Here is a 17,530-nt window from a genome sequence, read left to right as displayed (position 1 = left end):
AATCAGCATTCATACTGTCCCGCAGCTTACGGGACATATTCCCCATAGGCTGATTATACCATTATAAAGCGATTTTGTCAATAGAACACCTTGCCCGTGAAGGCATTGTTTACCAGGAGAGTCCGCCTTCCTCCAGCTTTGCGTCAAGGAGCTGACAGTAAATATTCTGGCCTTCGTAATAATAATTGAACGTACCCGTGACTGTGATCTCGGTATCAACTGCAGGATAATCCTTGGGATACTGTTTATTGCCCTCAAGGACGAATTCTATACCCTGTGAGCAGCAGGCGGTAGCGTCGCTGATTATCACAGCGAAGTATTCGTTGCCCGATTGATCGTCCTTTAAGTAAGAGAAAGGGCCCTTTGCCCTGACGCTCTTTCCCTTGTAGCTATCAGGATTTGTGATCATATCGCTGACCTGAGCATAAACCATAGACGAGCTCATGGCCGTAAGATCCACATCAAAGCCGTTTTTACCGGCGAATTTCTCCTCCTTTGGAACTATACCGCCGAAGGGAGCAGTGGTAGCCGCCTCTCCCGAAGTACTTTTTTCCTTATTATCAGAAGTATTGCTGCATGAACACAGGCAGATAATTGCTGCCGCCAGCACAGAGAACATTTTTAGAGCTTTCATTTTCAGTTCCTCCTGTCTGGTTTATTAGCCGAGGTATTCAGCCAGAACGTCGTAGTTCTGCTGCATGAGCGAGAGGTATGTAACACCGCTATTCAGATCCGAAGCCGTAACCGACTGCAATGAGTTGAGCACTGCGATACTGCATTTCTTATTGTCCGAATTTCTTATTATTGACTCTGCGATGGACTTATCCGAGCTTTCTATAGTAAAGATAGTATCGCATTTCAGTTCGCCGATCTTTTCTGCAAGGAAGCTGACGGTCTTGAAGCTTGCCTCGCTCTCTGCGGAGCAGCCCACAAAAGCGGCATAGTAGTCCAGACCGTAGTCGTCAAAGAAGTACCTGAATGGGAAACGGTCGCCGAAAATGAGAGTATTCTTATCCGAAGACTCTGTAAGAGTGCGGAAGCTTTCGTCCATTTCGTCCAGCTTCTTGCTGTAATCCTCAAAGGAGCTGCCGTAATCCGCAGCATTTTCGGGATCCAGCGCCGAAAGCTGATCTGCGATCTCCTTGCAGATGATCTTGGCATTTCTCAGCGAGAGCCAAACGTGCTCGTCGTACTCTGTCTCCTCCTCGCCTTCTTCGCCTTCTTCTTCCTCCTCGGCCTCCATGCCTTCCTTTATTTCTTCCTCCTTGGCTCTGTCGCCTATCACGTCCATAAGGTCGATGACCTTGATGTCCTTGTTTACAGCCTCGCTGAGAGCGTCGTCAACCCACTTGTCTGACTCGCCGCCCACATGGATGAACAGGTCGCAAGAGGATATAGTCATTATATCGCTGGCAGTAGGCTGGAAGTTATGCAGATCCGTACCGCTGTCAAGGAGATACGTAATATCCGCATCCTTGGCATGGTCGCCCATTATCTCCTTTACCCAGTCGTACTCAGGGAATATGGTGCAGACTATGCTGAGCTTGTCCGAAGAAGCTCCTGCCTGTCCTTTTTTTACTGCTTCCTGTGAAGTGACGGAAGCACTGCAGCCTGTAAGACATAAAGCAGCCGCAGCCATTGACATAGCAGCTGCACTGAATTTTCTGATAAACATAAAATGACCTCCGGGATATGGTATAGTTTGTTGTGATCATGGGAGCCTCCTGCTCCCGTGCCTGCGCAGTACGCCTCAGTTAAGAAGCTCCACCTTCATCGACACAAGAGTCTGCCTGCCGAAACAGGCTTTGACCGCAGGAATAACGATCATGAGCAGGAGCAATACAACTGCCGCAGTGAGCTTATGGCAGGAGCCTCCGTCAAAAGAACGCATTATACTGCGGCACAGTGACAGCTCCATACAGACAGCGCAGCCCTCTCCGGTACACTCATGTACGGTATGCTTTATGATAAACACCGATGAGCAGAACAGCACCAAAACAAAAAATACAGCTGCCAGTGCAGCCGAAAGTCTTTTTTTCGTAATTTTCATATCTGCCGCTCCTTTCACCGAATTTGAGAATGAATTTCATTTTTGCACTTTAACTATTATACCACAATTATCCTTCTTGTCAAGCCCGAAAAAAGTTTTTTCACTGTATTTTCATAAAAAAAGCGGCGGTTGACACATTATCGCCGACCGCCGCAGTCTGTCATACTTTTCCGAAAAAGCCGTCTATAAGCTCCACCAGCTCGGGATTGAAGCCGTTATACAACTGACCGTCTATTGATTCATAGTAACGTATCCTCTCATCCTCCGGGACATTATTATCGTATTTTTCCTTGAGCTCATTTGCTCTCGGGCTGAGGACATTTTCCAGATATTCCACGTACTCCCCGGTATAGAAATAGGAATTATGTCCGTTCCTTCCCTTCTCCGAGAACACCTTATACTCTGCCTTTGGATTGGTTATGCTGTCCTTGTGAGCTATTATACCTGCACCGCTGAAATCAATCACGCTGTCATCATCGCCGTGTATGACAAGAACGGGTATCCCCGCCTTGTTAATGCCGTCAACAGCCGCCCACGAGGAATTTCTTCCGAATTTCACTTTATTATACGTCCATATGAAAGGATAGAGCAGCTTTCCTTTTTTGCCGTACATATCGTCGCAGGTCTCTGCCAGCTCCTCAAAAGGCGTATTGTAGCCCGACATGGTTATGCAGGCCTTTATATCATGGTCAAAATTCAGAACTGCCGCCGCAGCATAGCCTCCCCAGCTGTGTCCGAGAACATAGGTATCGAGGCTGTTCATGCGCGGATCATTTTCCGCAAAGGTAAGGGCGTTGTCAAGGTCAATGACCGACTGTGCCAAACCGACTGTGCTTTCGCCCTCGCTGTATCCGCTGCCCGTGCAGTCATATGCAAAGACGCGCCAGCCCCTGTCCACAAGCCTTGTGATAAGGCCGAGATAGAACTCATGGCCGCTGCCGATACCGTGAGCAAAAACGATCAGTCCCCTGTTGTTTTCCTTGCCGTAAACAAAGCCTTTCAGCTGATTTTTTCCAGACATGAAGCTGACTTCCTCACGGGGATAATCCGCTTCATAATGGTCATAGAACCACGAAGCAGAAAACCGCTTGTCAGGATAATCCCCCCTGCGGAAGTTCTTGTTCATTTCTATTGCTGTAATTATATATCCCGTTACAAAAACTGCTATGAGAAGCAGCACAAGTATTATCGCTGTAATTTTCATCGCTTTTTTCATTATATCCCTCTTTATATATCATTGCTCATTGCTTTGATTTTCTCAAAGCCGCTCCTGAGCCACTCATCGTCGGGTCTTAACTGCAAGGCATAGGAAAGCCTCCCCAGGAGTCCGCTTATATATGCCTTAGGAGCTTCACCGCTGCCGCATCGTGCAAGATGATCCTCAACTCCGAACCTTGTGCAGTAGTATACCTCCTGCCTGAGCTTCCTGCGCAGCTCCGAGGGCACATTCACCTTTTCGTTGACAACAGCCCCCGTGACAGTCTGCCGCTGGGAGCATACCGCGAATACCGTCTTTTTACTGTTCAGTTCAAAGCCCATGGAATAAAGCATATTCCTCACTCTGCCCGTCAATCCCGATGCCAGGAGATCGCCCCTCCTGCCCGAGAAGGTCATATCATCGCTGTATCTGGTGTAGGAGATATTTCTCTCTGCACACCATGAGCCGATACGCCCGTCAAAGTGCTTCATAACCAGATTTGCAAGATAAGGCGAAGTCGGTGCCCCCTGCGGGAGCACGCCGTTATGTACACACAGATGAGTAAGCAGCGAAGTCGCTCTCGGAGTGAGCTTCAGCTGCTTCATTACCATATATACCGCATCATCGTTTATACTTCCGAAAAAGTCGGATATATCAAGCTTTATGATATAATCCTTTCCTGTATGAGGAGAAGCGTTGTCCGCGGGACCGCGTCCCTTGCAATATGCGGTAGCGTATTCCGAAACAGGCAGCTTGTAAAGGCATCGATGCAGGATCCTGCGCTGAACTGTTTTCAGAAAGCCGTTGGGCACGGTCAGAACACGTTTTTTCTTTGATCGGCCGCTGTATATCACAGACTTATGATAATTGGAGTACGACCCGCCCCGTTTATTTCTGGGCATACGATCGCTGCTGAGCATATAAAGCCTGTGCACCGGCACTCCCAGCACTTCCGCGACCAGCATAACATCAACATCTGTCACCAGTCATCCCTCCTTATATAAACAGAAAGGCTGCGGTACAAAACATTCATATGTTCCGGAGACGAATAACCTTATTAACGAAGTTAATTGAAATTCGTCGGAGGAATTTATGACAAAGTCCTTACCTGAGAATGATCTTCCGCGGCGACTCGCCGCAGTCGCGCATCATGTGCACCGCTGCCGCAGCCCTTTCTGCTTTTGTATAATTATATCATCCCACAGCTGCATTTGCAAGTACGCAGAAAAAATATATAATCAGTGTGAGGAACAGCGACATTATTACGTGTAATAAGTGAAGGACGGAACAGACACCTTCGGAAAGGAGAAAGGCAATGGACAACGGTGCAAGTAGCTACCGCCGTTTCCGCGAAGAAGGCGACTTGAGCGGACTCGCCGAGATAATCAGAGACTACAAGGACGAACTTATCCTTTATATATTCAGTATCGTGGGAAATATCCACACAGCCGAGGACATAGCGGAAGACACCTTTGTGCTGCTGGGCACGAAGAAGCCCCGCGACAAGGGCAAGGGACAGTTCAGGACATGGCTTTATACCATCGGAAGGCATCTTGCAATAGATAACCTGAGAAAGCTGGGAAAGCTCACAGCCGTTTCCGTTGACGACGCTCCCGAGCTCATAAGCGACGAAGAGGACCTTGAGACCTCTTATATACGCGAGGAACGCAAAATAGCCGTTCACCGCGCCATGCGCAGACTCATTCCCCAGTACAGACAGGTACTGGGGCTGATATACTTTGAGGGCTTCAGCATAAAAGAAGCCGCAGAGCGCCCCACCGAAGCACCCCGGACGACAGCAGCACCGAAACCGACCTCTCCCCCTGCCACAGCCCCGAAAGCAACTTCTCCGGGAGATACTCCGCCAAGCGGGCATTTATGGTGCATCCGGGGCAGCAGCATCAGCTGCAACGGCATTATCTACAATGACAGCACCATTGTACCGTCAGCCTTTACCCGGGGCGATTATCTCGGCAAGGTCAGAGACTTTCAGGGAACCTACGGGGATACCGCAAACTACCGCATCGCTCCCGATGACAGTGTTTACACCGTCAGGGAGACCGACGGTGTTCTCCTCGTAGTCAAGGCTGACAGCAGCTCGGTATACGGCAGTACAATAATCATGTGCAGCCCCGATTTTCCCTCAGGAAACTATGAACACGGAAGTCTTGTACCAAATCTCCCCTATTCTGACAACGGTACTGTCTTCGAATACAACTGAATAAATAACAAAGATAAAAAAAGAGGTAAATACCATGAAAAATAAGATGCTCTCTCTCTTGTCCGCAGCATCTCTTTGTCTTGCAGCAGGCCCCGGACACAGAGCAGTATGAATATCTCGGCAGGACCTTTGTTGCAGAGCGCAGTTATGACTACCGTATCATTATCGGTTATTAGCCGACGGACATGGGAAGGCTGGAATATCAGGCTCAATTTGACAGCTCTGTTGATGTGTACGGGATAATGGACATGATAATTTCCGTTGAGATATAAAAAACGACATCGACACCAAATCCTCAGACGGCCTATTTTATCCATTTTGTATAACGCAGATAATAATAAACGGACAGCTATTGCCTGCTGTCCGTATTTTTGTCCACAAAACTTTGTTGAACATGGCATTTTAGATAGGCTAATTATACAATATGTCAAGTTGATTTTGCAGCAGTATCACGAATATGATTAACAAAATGTGACTTTTTATTAAAAAGTATTTTCAAATTTGCAAACAAATAGTATTATAGATACATAATTTATTTATTAGGGGGGCCTTTTTTATGAGGTTATTTTCAATGTTAGGCGAAATTTATGACGACATCGTTACAGGAAGGAATCACTATATGTACGACGACGATTATGACTGTCTGTACCTTCCCGTAAGTAAAGATTTCGTAAACCACATCTTAGAGAAAGAGTGTGAGGATTGCGGAGTACTCCTTTTCACAATGGATCAGGACTTCAACTATTCACTGGACAGCGTGCTCATCGACTCTGACGAGCAGCCGCGCGACCTGAGAGAGGAGATTGCAGAGTACGTTGACGCTCACGAGATCAATCAGCAGTATTTCGAGCTCAGCAGCGCGCTCTCCAATGTGTTTTGCAGAATATATTAAATCAATGAAAAAACCTTTTCAGCATAGGCACTGAAAAGGAATAGGGCCTGAAAGCACGGTAAGAGCTTTCAGGCTTTAAATATCCCGCTGTACCGTTATCATACAGCGGTGCATTAATCATGAATTCCGGATATCTTAGCGATGCCGAATGATACCGTCATCGCACATCCTCCAAAAAAAGAGCAGTCCCTGCGGACTGCTCTTTCTTTATATATCAGGTAATAAATTACTTCATAGCCTCTTCAACAGCAACTGCACAAGCAACTGTTGCGCCAACCATCGGGTTGTTGCCCATCTTTTTTCGCCCATTTATTGTCATTTCGACTGATTCAAGCAGTAGTTAATTACTACCGATAAACCGCTATATTTCCACAAATTCAGCTTCTAATCAGTTTTGTCAGATTTGGAGCTGTTCTGCTTTCAACTCGGATTCGGGTGACAAATGGGTGACAAAGTACGGTTGCTACAACCGCCTATATTTTGAGACAAACAGACTATATGCTTTTTTACATTATAACAAAAAACGGCATGATTTGCAAGTAGTAGACAGCATTCTTTTTATGAGCCAAAAAAATAACGCCGCTTAGATTTAAATCTAAACGGCAGATAGTTGATTATTTGAATACATTCTCTAAGTCTTTTTTGCTCTGCTCGGCTTGGCTGCGAGTGAGATGATTGTAGATGTTCATTGTTACGTTGATATTTTTATGTCCAAGCCTTTCCTGCACATATTTCAGCGGCAGACCAGCTTCAAGCAGTCTTGTACAATGAGTATGCCTGAGAGAGTGAAAATTGAAGTTTGGACAAAACTCATGTATCACAGTGCTCGTATGCTGCATAATGCGTGGCTGTATAAAGCAGCCGTTCTCGTATACATTTATAAAGTCGATTACTTCGCCGCTGTGGTTATTTATGCCCTCCTTCTCATTAAAGTGCAAAGTAGTATAGTATTCTTCGTAGAACGCCTTGTTCGCGGCCTGCTCCGCTTTGAGCTCCTTTAAGAGATCAATAACAAATTGGTCTATATCGACAACTCTGGAAGAATTATACTTGGGCGGTGTAAGATACCACACTTTCTTTTCATCGTGCCATTGAAGCTGCTTGTCAATAGTGATAGTCTTATTATCGAAATCGACACTGTCCCATGTTACTGCAAAAGCCTCCCCTAATCTTAAACCGCAATGATAAGCTAGCATCATAGGAAGATAAGGCGAAGAGCCTTTAGGAAAGCGTTCAAAAATCTTGTCGATGATATCATTCTCAATGACGTCTCTGACATATAGCGAAGCTTTATAATTGCTGCGAGATCCTTTGGGGATTTTCACATAAATCATAGGTGAGGTTTGTATATAATGCAGAGGCTGAACTGCGTAATTCAGACTGCTTGAAAGTATACCCTTAATACTTATAATTGTATTCTTACTAAATCCTTGTGATACCAAGTCATTTATAAGTGATTGTAACTGCTCTGAAGTTATACTTGTTAAGCGATATTGTCCAATTATAGGTGATATGTGAAGTCGGATATGTTTTTGATAGCTCGCAATAGTGGATGGTTTTAAGTTGGGGCGGCAGTACATATCTATCCAATAATCCATGTAATCACTCATAGATATTTCTGTCGGAACAAAAACTGTGCCAGCATTCAAATACTCGTTCATAGCCTTTGTTCCAGCAGTTAGGGCATCTGCCTTAGTACTAAAACCTCCTTTGCTGAAACGTTGGCGTTTACCTTTAATCCTTGCAACTTCAAAATAGTATTCCCAGTGCTTGCCGCGTTTTCGAGTGTTTATCTCTGTCATATTATTCCCCCTGCCTTAGCAAGAATATAGCGCCTTATACAGGCGCTATACTTGTTTTTTTTACATTAAGCAGATACTGATATCTTCTCAACATCACGTGGATCAGTAAGGTCATAGCCGTCATAATCTTCCAAAAATCTCATCAAAGATATGTGTCTGATCTTGTATGATCCAAGTTTGAGCGCAGGCAACAAGCCCGAGCTGATAAGCTGATATACGTATCCAGTATTAGTGTGCATTATTGTCGAGACTTCCTTTACGGTGTAAAGAATTTTCTCAGGAACAACACCTTCTTTTTGACGCTCATTAACGTTCTGAGGAATTGCATCTGCGTGGTTAGAATTTGAGTTGATATTCATATATAATACTCCTTTCACTTGACGATTAACGTCTAATATAATATAATAAATGTAGTGTAACTCCCCAAAGGGAGTCCTAAAAATCAATAAGTGTTATTGTTACCACTCACTGGGAATGGTGGGCACATTCCAGTCACATCAATGTCGAAGATAGGTCCGGCATAGACCGACACATTTGACGGATTCATGGTACAGGAGAAGATGCGTTATCCCTGCCTCTTGGTACTATGAATGGGGATATCCTGTATATGACGATGATAGCCGCAGCATAACTGAGCACCGAAATACCAAGAAGGTCAAATTCGCCATACAGACCGAAGGCTCAGACATCACATATATCGCAGGACTTTATCGATATGAGGAGCATGACGGTATGCAAGTACCTATGTTTTCTGTTCTCACCAGAGAAGCAGCAGGCACAGTAAAGGATATACACGACCGAATGCCTGTTATACTGGATAAGGATAACATACTGGAATGGATACGCCCGAATGGAGATCCCAGCGCTATAGTTGAGAAGGCACTGTCCAATATGGTATTCGAGAGAGCAGTTGATTATCCTCGGTTTCCACCTGAGACCATTACAGCATGAGGAGTCGGCAATGCCGACTCCGATTCATTTCAAAAGGGTGTCGTTCATATTTGCAATATGTCAAAAACCGAAAAAGCATTTGTGTGAAATAGTTTTTTGTATTTCAATAGACCACGATATATTGCTACTATATTCCTTGCTCATATTCCCTGAGCTGACGGTAGAAAGTGTTAGAACGCAAGTCCATTTCCTTCTGAATCACCACAGTCCTACAGCAGATAATGCTTGACTTTCCTGACAAAAAATACTATAATCATTATATAAAGCAAAGGTGCTGCGGTATTTACCGTATGCACCTTTTTTGTATTGGAGGAAATAATATGAGCAAAAGACCTGTTATAGGCGTTATACCTCTTTTCGACTACAATAAAACCAGCTATTGGATGCTTCCCGGGTATTTCGGAGGGATAATTGAAGCAGGAGGTCTGCCTGTTATGCTTCCTCTGACGAGCGACAGTGCTGATATCGAACAGATAACATCTATGTGTGACGGCTTTCTGTTCACGGGAGGTCAGGACGTTGATCCAAAGCTGTACTCCGCAAGAAAAATAGGCGCCTGTGGCGAGTGCAGTCCCGAGCGCGACGTTATGGAGGAACTGCTTCTAAAGCGGGCAATGGAAGCTGATAACCCCATACTCGGCATATGCCGCGGCATACAGTTCATAAACGCCGCACTTGGCGGAACTCTGTGGCAGGATATACCCTCCCAGTTCTCCGATAGTGTGCCGCATTGCCAGAAGCCGCCGTACGATATTCCTGTACATGAAGTGAATATAGAATCAGATTCACCGCTGTATGATCTTCTGAAAACAAATACCCTTCCTGTGAACAGCTATCATCATCAGGGAATATGCAAACTTTCTACTGCACTTTTACCTATGGCAAAAGCGCCCGACGGACTTATCGAAGCCGTTTACGCTCCAGAGCGAAAGTTCCTCTGGGCAGTACAATGGCACCCCGAATTTTCTTATCTCAAAGACGAAAACAGCCGCCTTATCTTCAAGGAATTTGTTGCTCACTGTTAATCTATAAGATCGTTCTGGAAACGTGATAAGTGCTCGAAAGGCAGGATCTGCCGACCTCTGAACAATCCGCAGCCGTCGTTTATGAGCTGATTGTTTATAGCCTTGAACATATTCACATCTATATCCGCGAGCTCCAGCTCCTGTAATTTCGTTAGGCGTTCGTATGCTTCATCAAAATAAATACACTCGCTAACAGGTATCTCATCGCGTTTGGTGCGTCTTGCTTCCTGCAATTTCTCATAGCCGAAGTGATTTGCATCGCCTATCTCCGCAAAGTCGTCCATATCCTTTGTACGTAGCTGCAATTCCGTATAGCAGCGGGCAAGATTGTCGTAAAAGGTTATGTGTATGGACTGATAGCCTGTACTTCTGGGAAATGAGACATAGTCGCGGTAATACGGTCTAACAGCCTCTTTGAGCTTGTCAGAATACCTGTCCTCAGTGAAGCCCGAAAGCTCTGCGGTGAATCCTCTCTCCTCAAGAAATTCGAGGACCACATCGGCAATTTCATAGAGGTATTTCTTCTCTATCTCACTTCTTTCATCTCCGTTTTTGATGTGACAGGAGGGCATCGAAATAACTATGCGATACGCGATAAGGTCGCGGAAGCATATGAGCTTGCTCTTTATTTCGACTTCTGACGGAAATTTGCCATTATTCTTGTAATACTTGTAAATGTATTCAAGGATATAACCGTTGAATTTTTCCTCGGCGCGGATAAGGGACTTTATACGTCCCTTGAAAGTGAACGCAAGGAAGGGATATTCCCTTGTCATGTATTTGTAAAACTCCTTTATCCTCTGGGACTGAGAGGTCAGGAAGTCGTTGTGTTCAAGCAATTCAATAATCTGTATCAGGAAATTGGAATGTGCAAGGTCGATACTGTTGTGCGTTGACTTTGCACTGTTTCGCAGGTCATTTGAATACTGATGCAGTATTTTCAGCACCGTATTTCCCGAAAACAGATAGTCGTTCAAAGTTATCATTTCACTTTTCCCCGTTCTTTACTGTTGTCGTCGTTGTTGTTGAAGTAGTCGTGTTGCTTGCAGTGAATGTTGTCGAAACAGTCGATGAATTCTCCGTCGTTTCACTGCTGCCGCTCACGGTCATTGTTGTTATGGTTTTACCGTCGGGAGATATGACAGTTTTGGTTTCTGAAAATTCCTTTTTCATATTTCTTCTCCTTATACTTGAATTGGATATTCGGGCGGATGATATCCGCCCCTACCTGATTATTTTGAAGCAGACAGTGTTTGAATTTATAAGTGGATCGTGATATTCAAAATATACCGTTCCTGAAACAGGACTCCTTATCTCTGACACTATCTCACCTTCGAACGGATCGGATATTACTCCAAGAACATCACCACGCTCAACCCGCTTGCCAATGTCAATAAGGCTCTTGAAAATGCCCGAAGCTTCCGAGCGTATCTGCTTCGTTTTGCTCTCGTCGATTATTTTTGTGATGTACCCCGGGGGAGTATTTGCACTGATTATGCCCTGCTTATCAAGGAAGCGCAGGATCGCATAAACCGCTTCATCTGCGGCGTTTTCATCAATATCATCGGTAGCATTTGCGTATACTGAAAACGCCTTTGTTTCCCACACCTGCCAGTTGTAGTTCAGAGTAGTCGTATCATAGGGACGGGGCTTGCGAAGTATGCCGAATTGCAGTCCGAAGTCCTTCATCAAATCAGGCTGCATAAAGCCTGTATCCATCATTTTAACGTGGGGCAGGAAATTTCCCACCTGATAAAAGCTGGCAAGCTGTATGCCGTATTCGTAGCCCTGTATCTTCGAGAAAAGCCCGTCTGCGATACGCTGTGTAGTCTCGCCCTGATCGTAGCCCGGGAACATTCTGTTTATGTCGGTATTATCCATTGCCCAGAAGCGCTTGCCGATATTCATTGAGTAGTAATTCACGCAGGGAATGACCATTATCTCGCAGTCCTCGGCGATACGTCCCTTTGCTTCGAGCTTTTTGAGCTCCTGCACCATGCGGCTGCAAACGTACATCTGCTGTACTTCATTTCCGCGCATTGCTCCCACTATTGCCGCAGACTTTTTTCCGTGACCGAAACGGAATCCGATAACGTCAAGCTGTTCACGGTATGGCGACTTCATTGAAAAAAGCACCTTTCTCTTCATTCCTCTGCACCTCCCTCAGACGGCTGCAGTATTCTCGCAAGGAGCGAGCCACCGTAAACTACGGGATATTCCCGCAGCGTAAAAATCATACCGCTGCACACAGCCTCCACCTTTTCAACGACATTCGATGTCAGCGGATCGACCACATCACCGATATGGTCGCCTTCATTTACAGTATCGCCGAAGTCGGCACAGGGCACAAAAATGCCTGCCGCATCGGAGTTCACAAAGCCAACTTCACGCCCCTCAGAAACTATAGGCTCGCGTACGGTGGCTGTTTCGCCGCTCCACATTCCCAGCTCTTTCATAAGATTGAGTATGCCGTCAAAGAGCTGTCGGCAGTATTCCTTAGTAATACGCATACCCACGCCCATTTCAACTACAAGAGTTTTTGTTCCTCTTGTGTTGAGGGTATGAGCGAGGGTAGATTCAAGAACTGTTGCGGACTCGTGTATCCATACGAAGTCCACGTTCATCATTTTTGCGTATGGAAGAAGTGCAGGAGCAGTGGGAACACTCATGCGTATCTGGGGTATCTCTTTCAGGAAGATATTGCTCGAATGAATGTCCACGCACACATCAGAACCTGCAATATCGTCAACTATGGAAGCACATATCATTTCTATCATCGTGCCGTCCTTAGAGCCTGGGAAAACGCGGTTCATATCAAGGTCGAACATGGGGACTCCGCGTGTTATTGAGTCGATACCCATAGGATTGAGTGCAGGGTAAATGTCCACGATACCGTCGAGATGGCCGATGTTCTCATTGAGATAAGAGCCTATCATATATGCGAGATACTGACCTTCAAGCTCATCGCCATGTGTACCTGTCACAAGACTCAGACGCTTCCTGCTTTTGCCGTTTGCAATGCGCCGCTTCTGGATATTCAAGTTTTCATTGACCGCAAGAGATGCAGTCGCTATAGTTTCTATCATAGTTATCATTTTCATCACTCCTCTCGGGCGGATAATATCCGCCCATTCTCACTTCAAATGCGGTCAGCTCAGGACCGAACGCACCAATTGCAGCTGCTGGGTATATCTCCCGAACATCACACCTCTGTCGATAGCGCAGTCGCGGAAGTCGCGTCCCATTGAAATAACAAGATAATCGTCGTTGACGTGACAATTATTTGCAGGATCAATACCCTCCCAGTGATCTCCAGTCCAGTATTCCACCCACGAATGAGTTTCACCGTCACAAAACGCAAGACCTGCGATATATCGTGCAGGTATACCGTCCATTCTCAGCAGTGAAATGAGTATATGGGAGAAGTCCTGACAAACTCCGCTCCGCAGAGCAAATGCTTCTGCGGCAGTTGTTGCGGTAGTGGTCGTTCCTTTTTTGTACTCTATGATGTCGGAGAGGATATCACTGAAATATGCAGCCTTTTCGGAAGCGTCGCCCATATACTTGTCTTTCAGCTCGACATAGAATTTTTTTAGTTCATCATCGGGTTCAGTATACTCTGACTGATACCGATAACAGGGCATTAGAAATGTACTGTGCTTTGAGGAGTCAACTTCTGCCGTTCCCTTTATCTCAAAATCGAGAAAGCGGTGATCGCCCTGTATATAGCCTGCGGTGACGTTGTTTCCGAATGCGTCAACAGTCTGCTTAGTAGTGACGCCGGGCGAAATATTGAGACTGCATGAAAGTATCTTCTGCGACTCTGTATCAGGCGGGATTATCCTGAGTGCAAAGCTGTGATCGTGGACGTAATCATCGAATGTTAGCTTCGTAGAGAAGCTGAAATTAAGCGTTTTCATACTGTTACCTCCAGTGGTTCAAAAAGATGTTCAAGACAGCCTATCACTTTTTCTGAGTTCTGTTTGTATCCATCCTCATTTTCCATTATTTTCACAAGCTCCGAATAATTCGCTGTATTATATCGGTAAGGTGTTCCCTTCGGAGCCCTTTCAAGATTTTTCATAAGGCGAATGTACTCTTTCTGTGTAGTATCAAAGGGATATGCCATTCTGATGTACAGATCAAGGCGTTCGATGGTTTTCCCGATGTAAATAATATTTCTTATCTCGTCATTGTAGATATACTCGTTCAGACAGCCCCAGAATGCATAAAGCTGATCCTCCAGAGGAAGCAGGGACAGTCTCGTATTTTTGGATAATTCGGACTTTGCAAGGCTGTCCTTGGCAAGCTGCAAAAACGACAGGCTGTGGGTGGATATCTCCTCGCGGAGAACTATGCCGTTATCATATGCCCGTTCCAGACTGTATGCAACAGAATTGGCGTTGCTGCCGTCGTAGAGGAAGCTGTTTATAAAGGCTTCATTGCTGCCGTAGCTATCGTAAAGTCCGAAGCATTTCAGATAATCGGCATACCCTTTGCTCTTGTCCAGCATTTTGTCGTAGAGCTTCTGTATTGTCCGCAGAGTGGTAAATGCCCTTTCCGTGTAGCGTCCCAGCCAGTAAAGGCGGTCGCTGTGTTCTTTTGATATTGTTGTCATAATACTCCTTTCCTATTTAAGCACCCATGTATCCTTGAATCCGCCTCCCTGTGAGGAATTCACCACAAATGAATCTGGATTACGCGAGAATCTTGTAAGTCCCGAAGCCCATACTCTCGTTGTTTCTCCAGAGAGCACGAATGCTCGCAGGTCAGCCTTTCGCATTACGGTCTCGCCGTTATCCAGTATCGGCAGGTCGAGAAAATCTATGACTTCCTGTGCGATAAAGCGTCTCGGCTCTGCAATGATAGTTCTGCGGAACTCTTCAAGCTTTTCCTTTGTAAGCTCTCTTCCGAATACCACTCCGTAGCCTCCTGCCTCCGCAACGTCCTTAATGACCAGCTTTTCAAGATTATCCATAACATATTTCATGTCCTCCTCGTAAAACGGCAGATATGTGGGAGCGTTTTTCAGTATGGGGTCTTCGCCGAGGTAATATTTTATCATCTTCGGTACGAAATAGTATATGCCCTTGTCGTCGGCAACTCCGTTGCCCGGAGCATTGATTATACCAACATTTCCGCTGCGGTATACTTCCATAAGATTAGGTATGCCGATAAGAGACTCGGGCAGGAAGTTCAGCGGATCAAGATACTCGTCGGCTATACGCCTGTACAGCACTCCAATCCTTGTTTTGCCGCCCGAATATGTACGGTGATACAGTATATTGTCCTCAACAAAAAGCTCGTCGTTCTGCACGAGAACTGAGCCTGTATGCTCTGCGAGGTATGAATGCTCAAAGTACGCAGCGTTGTAGCGTCCGGGGGTTAGAATTGCTCTTATGCCGCCGCAGTTAGTGTACTCCATTGTTTCTTTCAGAAGCTGTGCATAGTTGCGGTTGTCCACTATCTCATTTTCCGAGAAAGCCTCGGGAGCGGCGATCCTTGTGAGTTCTCTTGCTATAAGCGGATAAGAAGCTCCCGATGGTATTCTGAGATTATCCTCAAGAATATACCATTCTCCATCCTTAGCCTGTACAAGGTCGATACCCGAAATATGGCTGTAAATGCGGTTTGGGGGAGTTATTCCCTCGCACTGTGCAAGATAGCCCTTTGAGATATAAATGAAATTCTCAGGTATAATACCGTCCCTTACGATATTTTTTTCGTGATAAATATCAAAAAGGAACTCATTCAGGGCGTTTACACGCTGAACAAGTCCCTTTTCAATACTCTTGAAATCTTCTGACGCTATCACTCGCGGGATAGGATCGAAAGGAAAGAATTGCTCGTTAAAAACACCGTTTTTGTATATTCCGAATTTTACGCCGTAGCGTCTGAGAAGTTCATTTATCTCGTTTGCATTGCCCACTGCCTTTGTAAACTGCTCAATATTCTGCTGTGTCATTGTTATCACTCCATTCCTTAGCAAATAAAATAAGGGTGCTCATCCATGCGGATAAGCACCCTTGCTTGCTTTATTACACCCTTATGATACCACACCCGAAACGAATTGTCAATAGTCTGACAAAGCTTTGCGTGTCAAAAATTTCCATGGGATCTGCATATTTTTTTGAGCTTTTTCACAGTGGCATTTCCGCCGCCGTCGTTGATATATACATCATATTTACCGCGTATGCTGCCGAATGTAACTGCCTTTTCCGCACCTGTATGCTCTTTCAGCTTTGACATCATATTCTCCTTTGAAGCCATCGGCGAAAAAACTTTAAGGTACATAAAACCCTCGTATTCGGAGTCGGAAAAGCTTATCCTTGCACTTACTCCCAGCTTCTGACGAAGTCTCCTTTCAAGCAGGAATATATCTATCTTCTCTGCAAGTACTGTAATGTACAAAATACGCTCATTGTCGTCTTTTCGGCGGTATTCCGAGCTGATATAGTTTCTGTAAGCCGAATTGCTGTGTGTTTCAAAAAGGTTCTTTTCGGCAGGATTACGGAATTCTCCATAGTATATCAGCAGAGTAGTGTCAAGCATGGTGTTCACAAAACAGTTCAGTCCGCACTCTGAGATGATCCTTTCAGCTTCTTCCGAAACACTGTTTGAAAGATAGGTCATTTCAAGATATTTCTTTTCCTTAATGTCATATATCGCCGCACCGTCCATAACTATCACGGGAAGCTTTAATTCCGTACCATTCATTATCGACATAAGCTCGGCTGGAGTACGGGTAGTTGAGACGGTGAATTTCACACCGCTGCGGATAAGCCTGTTAAGTTCTACTTTGCTGTAATTCGAGGACGGTGAGATGAGTACATCATCAATTCCGCTGACATATAGAGTAGTTTTATCAGTTCTGACAGGCAGTCGGAAGTCGTTCACAGCTACACCGATGATTATTCCGATGAAAGTATCAATGACTCTGTTGAGTACAAAAAGATACGGATCAGCGTCAAATGAATGAGTGAGCGCAATGCTCAGAAACACAACACAGGAGAAAAAAGAAGCGTTCCTCTTATTCATGACAACAGTCGTATATATTACAGGTATTATGAAAATACTTGCGGAAATATATACAAACTCGGGTATGACCAGATCAAGCCTGCGGAACATCAACAGGAATAAAAGTCCGTAGACTGCACCTGTAAGCGTACCCACGGAGCGCTGAAATGCATTGTTCTTTGTGGTGTCTGAATAGGGCTGTATGCACCATAAAGCCGCCAATGCTCCGTAAAAAGGTATGCCGTTTTCAACGGGCAGAAATGTCCTTATGAAATACACCGCCATACATAGCCCGACTGCTATTGATGATTTTACTATTCTTGCGCCTATGGGCGGAAATGTCAGTTTCAAAGTACTCACTCCAATAGAAAAGT

At 45.2% G+C, this 17,530-nt stretch carries 20 protein-coding genes; 4 read left to right on the top strand and 16 right to left on the bottom strand.

Annotated elements, in window-relative coordinates:
* Nucleotides 1-109: 109 nt before the first annotated feature.
* The 5 genes from RF007C_RS15430 to RF007C_RS15410 all read right to left on the bottom strand — a co-directional run bounded on the left by RF007C_RS15430 (nt 110) and on the right by RF007C_RS15410 (nt 4,231).
* Nucleotides 110-634: a hypothetical protein gene (locus RF007C_RS15430; protein WP_051456721.1), complete on the bottom strand. Its 525-nt coding sequence runs from the start codon at nt 632-634 to the stop codon at nt 110-112.
* 24 nt (nt 635-658) lie between these two features.
* A complete protein-coding gene (locus tag RF007C_RS15425; protein ID WP_037301405.1) occupies nt 659-1,675 on the bottom strand; it encodes a metal ABC transporter substrate-binding protein in 1,017 nt (338 codons plus the stop codon).
* 75 nt (nt 1,676-1,750) lie between these two features.
* Nucleotides 1,751-2,050 (bottom strand): hypothetical protein, encoded by a 300-nt coding sequence (locus RF007C_RS15420; RefSeq protein ID WP_037301403.1) that lies wholly within the window; start codon nt 2,048-2,050, stop codon nt 1,751-1,753.
* Between the two features lie 160 nt (nt 2,051-2,210).
* On the bottom strand, nt 2,211-3,266 hold the full coding sequence (locus tag RF007C_RS15415; RefSeq protein WP_037301401.1) for an alpha/beta hydrolase: 1,056 nt from the start codon (nt 3,264-3,266) through the stop codon (nt 2,211-2,213).
* A gap of 11 nt (nt 3,267-3,277) precedes the next feature.
* Nucleotides 3,278-4,231 (bottom strand): reverse transcriptase family protein, encoded by a 954-nt coding sequence (locus RF007C_RS15410; protein WP_051456720.1) that lies wholly within the window; start codon nt 4,229-4,231, stop codon nt 3,278-3,280.
* 332 nt (nt 4,232-4,563) lie between these two features.
* On the opposite strand from RF007C_RS15410, the gene RF007C_RS16745 reads away from it, so the two are divergent.
* Together RF007C_RS16745 and RF007C_RS15400 are read left to right on the top strand one after the other, a co-directional pair.
* Nucleotides 4,564-5,469, top strand: coding sequence for an RNA polymerase sigma factor (locus tag RF007C_RS16745; RefSeq protein ID WP_051456719.1), 906 nt, complete (start codon nt 4,564-4,566; stop codon nt 5,467-5,469).
* A 571-nt stretch (nt 5,470-6,040) separates the two neighbouring features.
* Nucleotides 6,041-6,361 carry a hypothetical protein gene (locus RF007C_RS15400; RefSeq protein WP_019680503.1) on the top strand — a complete coding sequence of 107 codons (321 nt, stop codon included), beginning with the start codon at nt 6,041-6,043 and terminating at the stop codon, nt 6,359-6,361.
* Between the two features lie 226 nt (nt 6,362-6,587).
* Here RF007C_RS15400 and RF007C_RS18340 read toward each other — a convergent pair whose 3' ends face one another.
* The 3 genes from RF007C_RS18340 to RF007C_RS18210 form a co-directional block, all read right to left on the bottom strand.
* Nucleotides 6,588-6,680, bottom strand: coding sequence for a GGGtGRT protein (locus RF007C_RS18340; protein WP_369695097.1), 93 nt, complete (start codon nt 6,678-6,680; stop codon nt 6,588-6,590).
* Between the two features lie 295 nt (nt 6,681-6,975).
* Entirely contained in the window at nt 6,976-8,163 is a 1,188-nt protein-coding gene (locus RF007C_RS15395; protein WP_037301398.1) for a tyrosine-type recombinase/integrase, read from the bottom strand.
* Nucleotides 8,164-8,228: 65 nt separating this feature from the next.
* The gene (locus RF007C_RS18210) at nt 8,229-8,522 is read right to left on the bottom strand and encodes a helix-turn-helix domain-containing protein (protein ID WP_082316797.1); all 294 of its coding nucleotides are present in this window, start codon (nt 8,520-8,522) and stop codon (nt 8,229-8,231) included.
* A gap of 175 nt (nt 8,523-8,697) precedes the next feature.
* Here RF007C_RS18210 and RF007C_RS15385 point away from each other — a divergent pair, with 175 nt between their 5' ends.
* Together RF007C_RS15385 and RF007C_RS15375 are read left to right on the top strand one after the other, a co-directional pair.
* Nucleotides 8,698-9,114 (top strand): SOS response-associated peptidase family protein, encoded by a 417-nt coding sequence (locus RF007C_RS15385; protein ID WP_242836316.1) that lies wholly within the window; start codon nt 8,698-8,700, stop codon nt 9,112-9,114.
* 320 nt (nt 9,115-9,434) lie between these two features.
* Entirely contained in the window at nt 9,435-10,139 is a 705-nt protein-coding gene (locus tag RF007C_RS15375; RefSeq protein WP_037301393.1) for a gamma-glutamyl-gamma-aminobutyrate hydrolase family protein, read from the top strand.
* Here the strand turns inward: RF007C_RS15375 and RF007C_RS15370 are convergent.
* The 8 genes from RF007C_RS15370 to RF007C_RS15335 all read right to left on the bottom strand — a co-directional run bounded on the left by RF007C_RS15370 (nt 10,136) and on the right by RF007C_RS15335 (nt 17,516).
* The gene (locus RF007C_RS15370) at nt 10,136-11,125 is read right to left on the bottom strand and encodes a guanosine polyphosphate pyrophosphohydrolase (protein ID WP_037301390.1); all 990 of its coding nucleotides are present in this window, start codon (nt 11,123-11,125) and stop codon (nt 10,136-10,138) included. The genes RF007C_RS15375 and RF007C_RS15370 overlap by 4 nt on opposite strands.
* 1 nt (nt 11,126) lies before the next feature.
* On the bottom strand, nt 11,127-11,312 hold the full coding sequence (locus RF007C_RS15365; protein ID WP_019679427.1) for a hypothetical protein: 186 nt from the start codon (nt 11,310-11,312) through the stop codon (nt 11,127-11,129).
* A gap of 51 nt (nt 11,313-11,363) precedes the next feature.
* The gene (locus tag RF007C_RS15360; RefSeq protein ID WP_037301387.1) at nt 11,364-12,287 is read right to left on the bottom strand and encodes a M14 family metallopeptidase; all 924 of its coding nucleotides are present in this window, start codon (nt 12,285-12,287) and stop codon (nt 11,364-11,366) included.
* Nucleotides 12,284-13,225 carry a M14 family metallopeptidase gene (locus RF007C_RS15355; RefSeq protein ID WP_037301571.1) on the bottom strand — a complete coding sequence of 314 codons (942 nt, stop codon included), beginning with the start codon at nt 13,223-13,225 and terminating at the stop codon, nt 12,284-12,286. The genes RF007C_RS15360 and RF007C_RS15355 overlap by 4 nt, the downstream gene beginning before the upstream one ends.
* Before the next feature lie 63 nt (nt 13,226-13,288).
* Nucleotides 13,289-14,059: a transglutaminase family protein gene (locus RF007C_RS15350; RefSeq protein WP_037301384.1), complete on the bottom strand. Its 771-nt coding sequence runs from the start codon at nt 14,057-14,059 to the stop codon at nt 13,289-13,291.
* Nucleotides 14,056-14,757 (bottom strand): alpha-E domain-containing protein, encoded by a 702-nt coding sequence (locus RF007C_RS15345; RefSeq protein WP_037301382.1) that lies wholly within the window; start codon nt 14,755-14,757, stop codon nt 14,056-14,058. The genes RF007C_RS15350 and RF007C_RS15345 overlap by 4 nt, the downstream gene beginning before the upstream one ends.
* Nucleotides 14,758-14,769: 12 nt before the next feature.
* Nucleotides 14,770-16,104 carry a circularly permuted type 2 ATP-grasp protein gene (locus tag RF007C_RS15340; RefSeq protein WP_037301380.1) on the bottom strand — a complete coding sequence of 445 codons (1,335 nt, stop codon included), beginning with the start codon at nt 16,102-16,104 and terminating at the stop codon, nt 14,770-14,772.
* 134 nt (nt 16,105-16,238) lie between these two features.
* On the bottom strand, nt 16,239-17,516 hold the full coding sequence (locus RF007C_RS15335; RefSeq protein WP_242836315.1) for an HAD hydrolase family protein: 1,278 nt from the start codon (nt 17,514-17,516) through the stop codon (nt 16,239-16,241).
* Between the last annotated feature and the right edge of the window lie 14 nt (nt 17,517-17,530).

This window comes from Ruminococcus flavefaciens 007c, from assembly GCF_000571935.1.
Classification (GTDB): Bacteria; Bacillota; Clostridia; order Oscillospirales; family Ruminococcaceae; genus Ruminococcus; species Ruminococcus flavefaciens_F.
Note: the sequence above shows the minus strand (reverse complement) of the source record. Positions and strands in the feature narration are given on the sequence as shown.

Excerpts from the sequence above, each read along its gene's own strand:
- RF007C_RS15430 (WP_051456721.1), bottom strand. The coding sequence starts at position 634 with ATGAAAGCTCTAAAAATGTTCTCTGTGCTGGCGGCAGCAATTATCTGC.
- RF007C_RS15425 (WP_037301405.1), bottom strand. The coding sequence starts at position 1,675 with ATGTTTATCAGAAAATTCAGTGCAGCTGCTATGTCAATGGCTGCGGCT.
- RF007C_RS15420 (WP_037301403.1), bottom strand. The coding sequence starts at position 2,050 with ATGAAAATTACGAAAAAAAGACTTTCGGCTGCACTGGCAGCTGTATTT.
- RF007C_RS15415 (WP_037301401.1), bottom strand. The coding sequence starts at position 3,266 with ATGAAAAAAGCGATGAAAATTACAGCGATAATACTTGTGCTGCTTCTC.
- RF007C_RS16745 (WP_051456719.1), top strand. The coding sequence starts at position 4,564 with ATGGACAACGGTGCAAGTAGCTACCGCCGTTTCCGCGAAGAAGGCGAC.
- RF007C_RS15400 (WP_019680503.1), top strand. The coding sequence starts at position 6,041 with ATGTTAGGCGAAATTTATGACGACATCGTTACAGGAAGGAATCACTAT.
- RF007C_RS18340 (WP_369695097.1), bottom strand. The coding sequence starts at position 6,680 with ATGACAATAAATGGGCGAAAAAAGATGGGCAACAACCCGATGGTTGGC.
- RF007C_RS15395 (WP_037301398.1), bottom strand. The coding sequence starts at position 8,163 with ATGACAGAGATAAACACTCGAAAACGCGGCAAGCACTGGGAATACTAT.
- RF007C_RS18210 (WP_082316797.1), bottom strand. The coding sequence starts at position 8,522 with ATGAATATCAACTCAAATTCTAACCACGCAGATGCAATTCCTCAGAAC.
- RF007C_RS15375 (WP_037301393.1), top strand. The coding sequence starts at position 9,435 with ATGAGCAAAAGACCTGTTATAGGCGTTATACCTCTTTTCGACTACAAT.
- RF007C_RS15370 (WP_037301390.1), bottom strand. The coding sequence starts at position 11,125 with ATGATAACTTTGAACGACTATCTGTTTTCGGGAAATACGGTGCTGAAA.
- RF007C_RS15365 (WP_019679427.1), bottom strand. The coding sequence starts at position 11,312 with ATGAAAAAGGAATTTTCAGAAACCAAAACTGTCATATCTCCCGACGGT.
- RF007C_RS15360 (WP_037301387.1), bottom strand. The coding sequence starts at position 12,287 with ATGAAGAGAAAGGTGCTTTTTTCAATGAAGTCGCCATACCGTGAACAG.
- RF007C_RS15355 (WP_037301571.1), bottom strand. The coding sequence starts at position 13,225 with ATGATAGAAACTATAGCGACTGCATCTCTTGCGGTCAATGAAAACTTG.
- RF007C_RS15350 (WP_037301384.1), bottom strand. The coding sequence starts at position 14,059 with ATGAAAACGCTTAATTTCAGCTTCTCTACGAAGCTAACATTCGATGAT.
- RF007C_RS15345 (WP_037301382.1), bottom strand. The coding sequence starts at position 14,757 with ATGACAACAATATCAAAAGAACACAGCGACCGCCTTTACTGGCTGGGA.
- RF007C_RS15340 (WP_037301380.1), bottom strand. The coding sequence starts at position 16,104 with ATGACACAGCAGAATATTGAGCAGTTTACAAAGGCAGTGGGCAATGCA.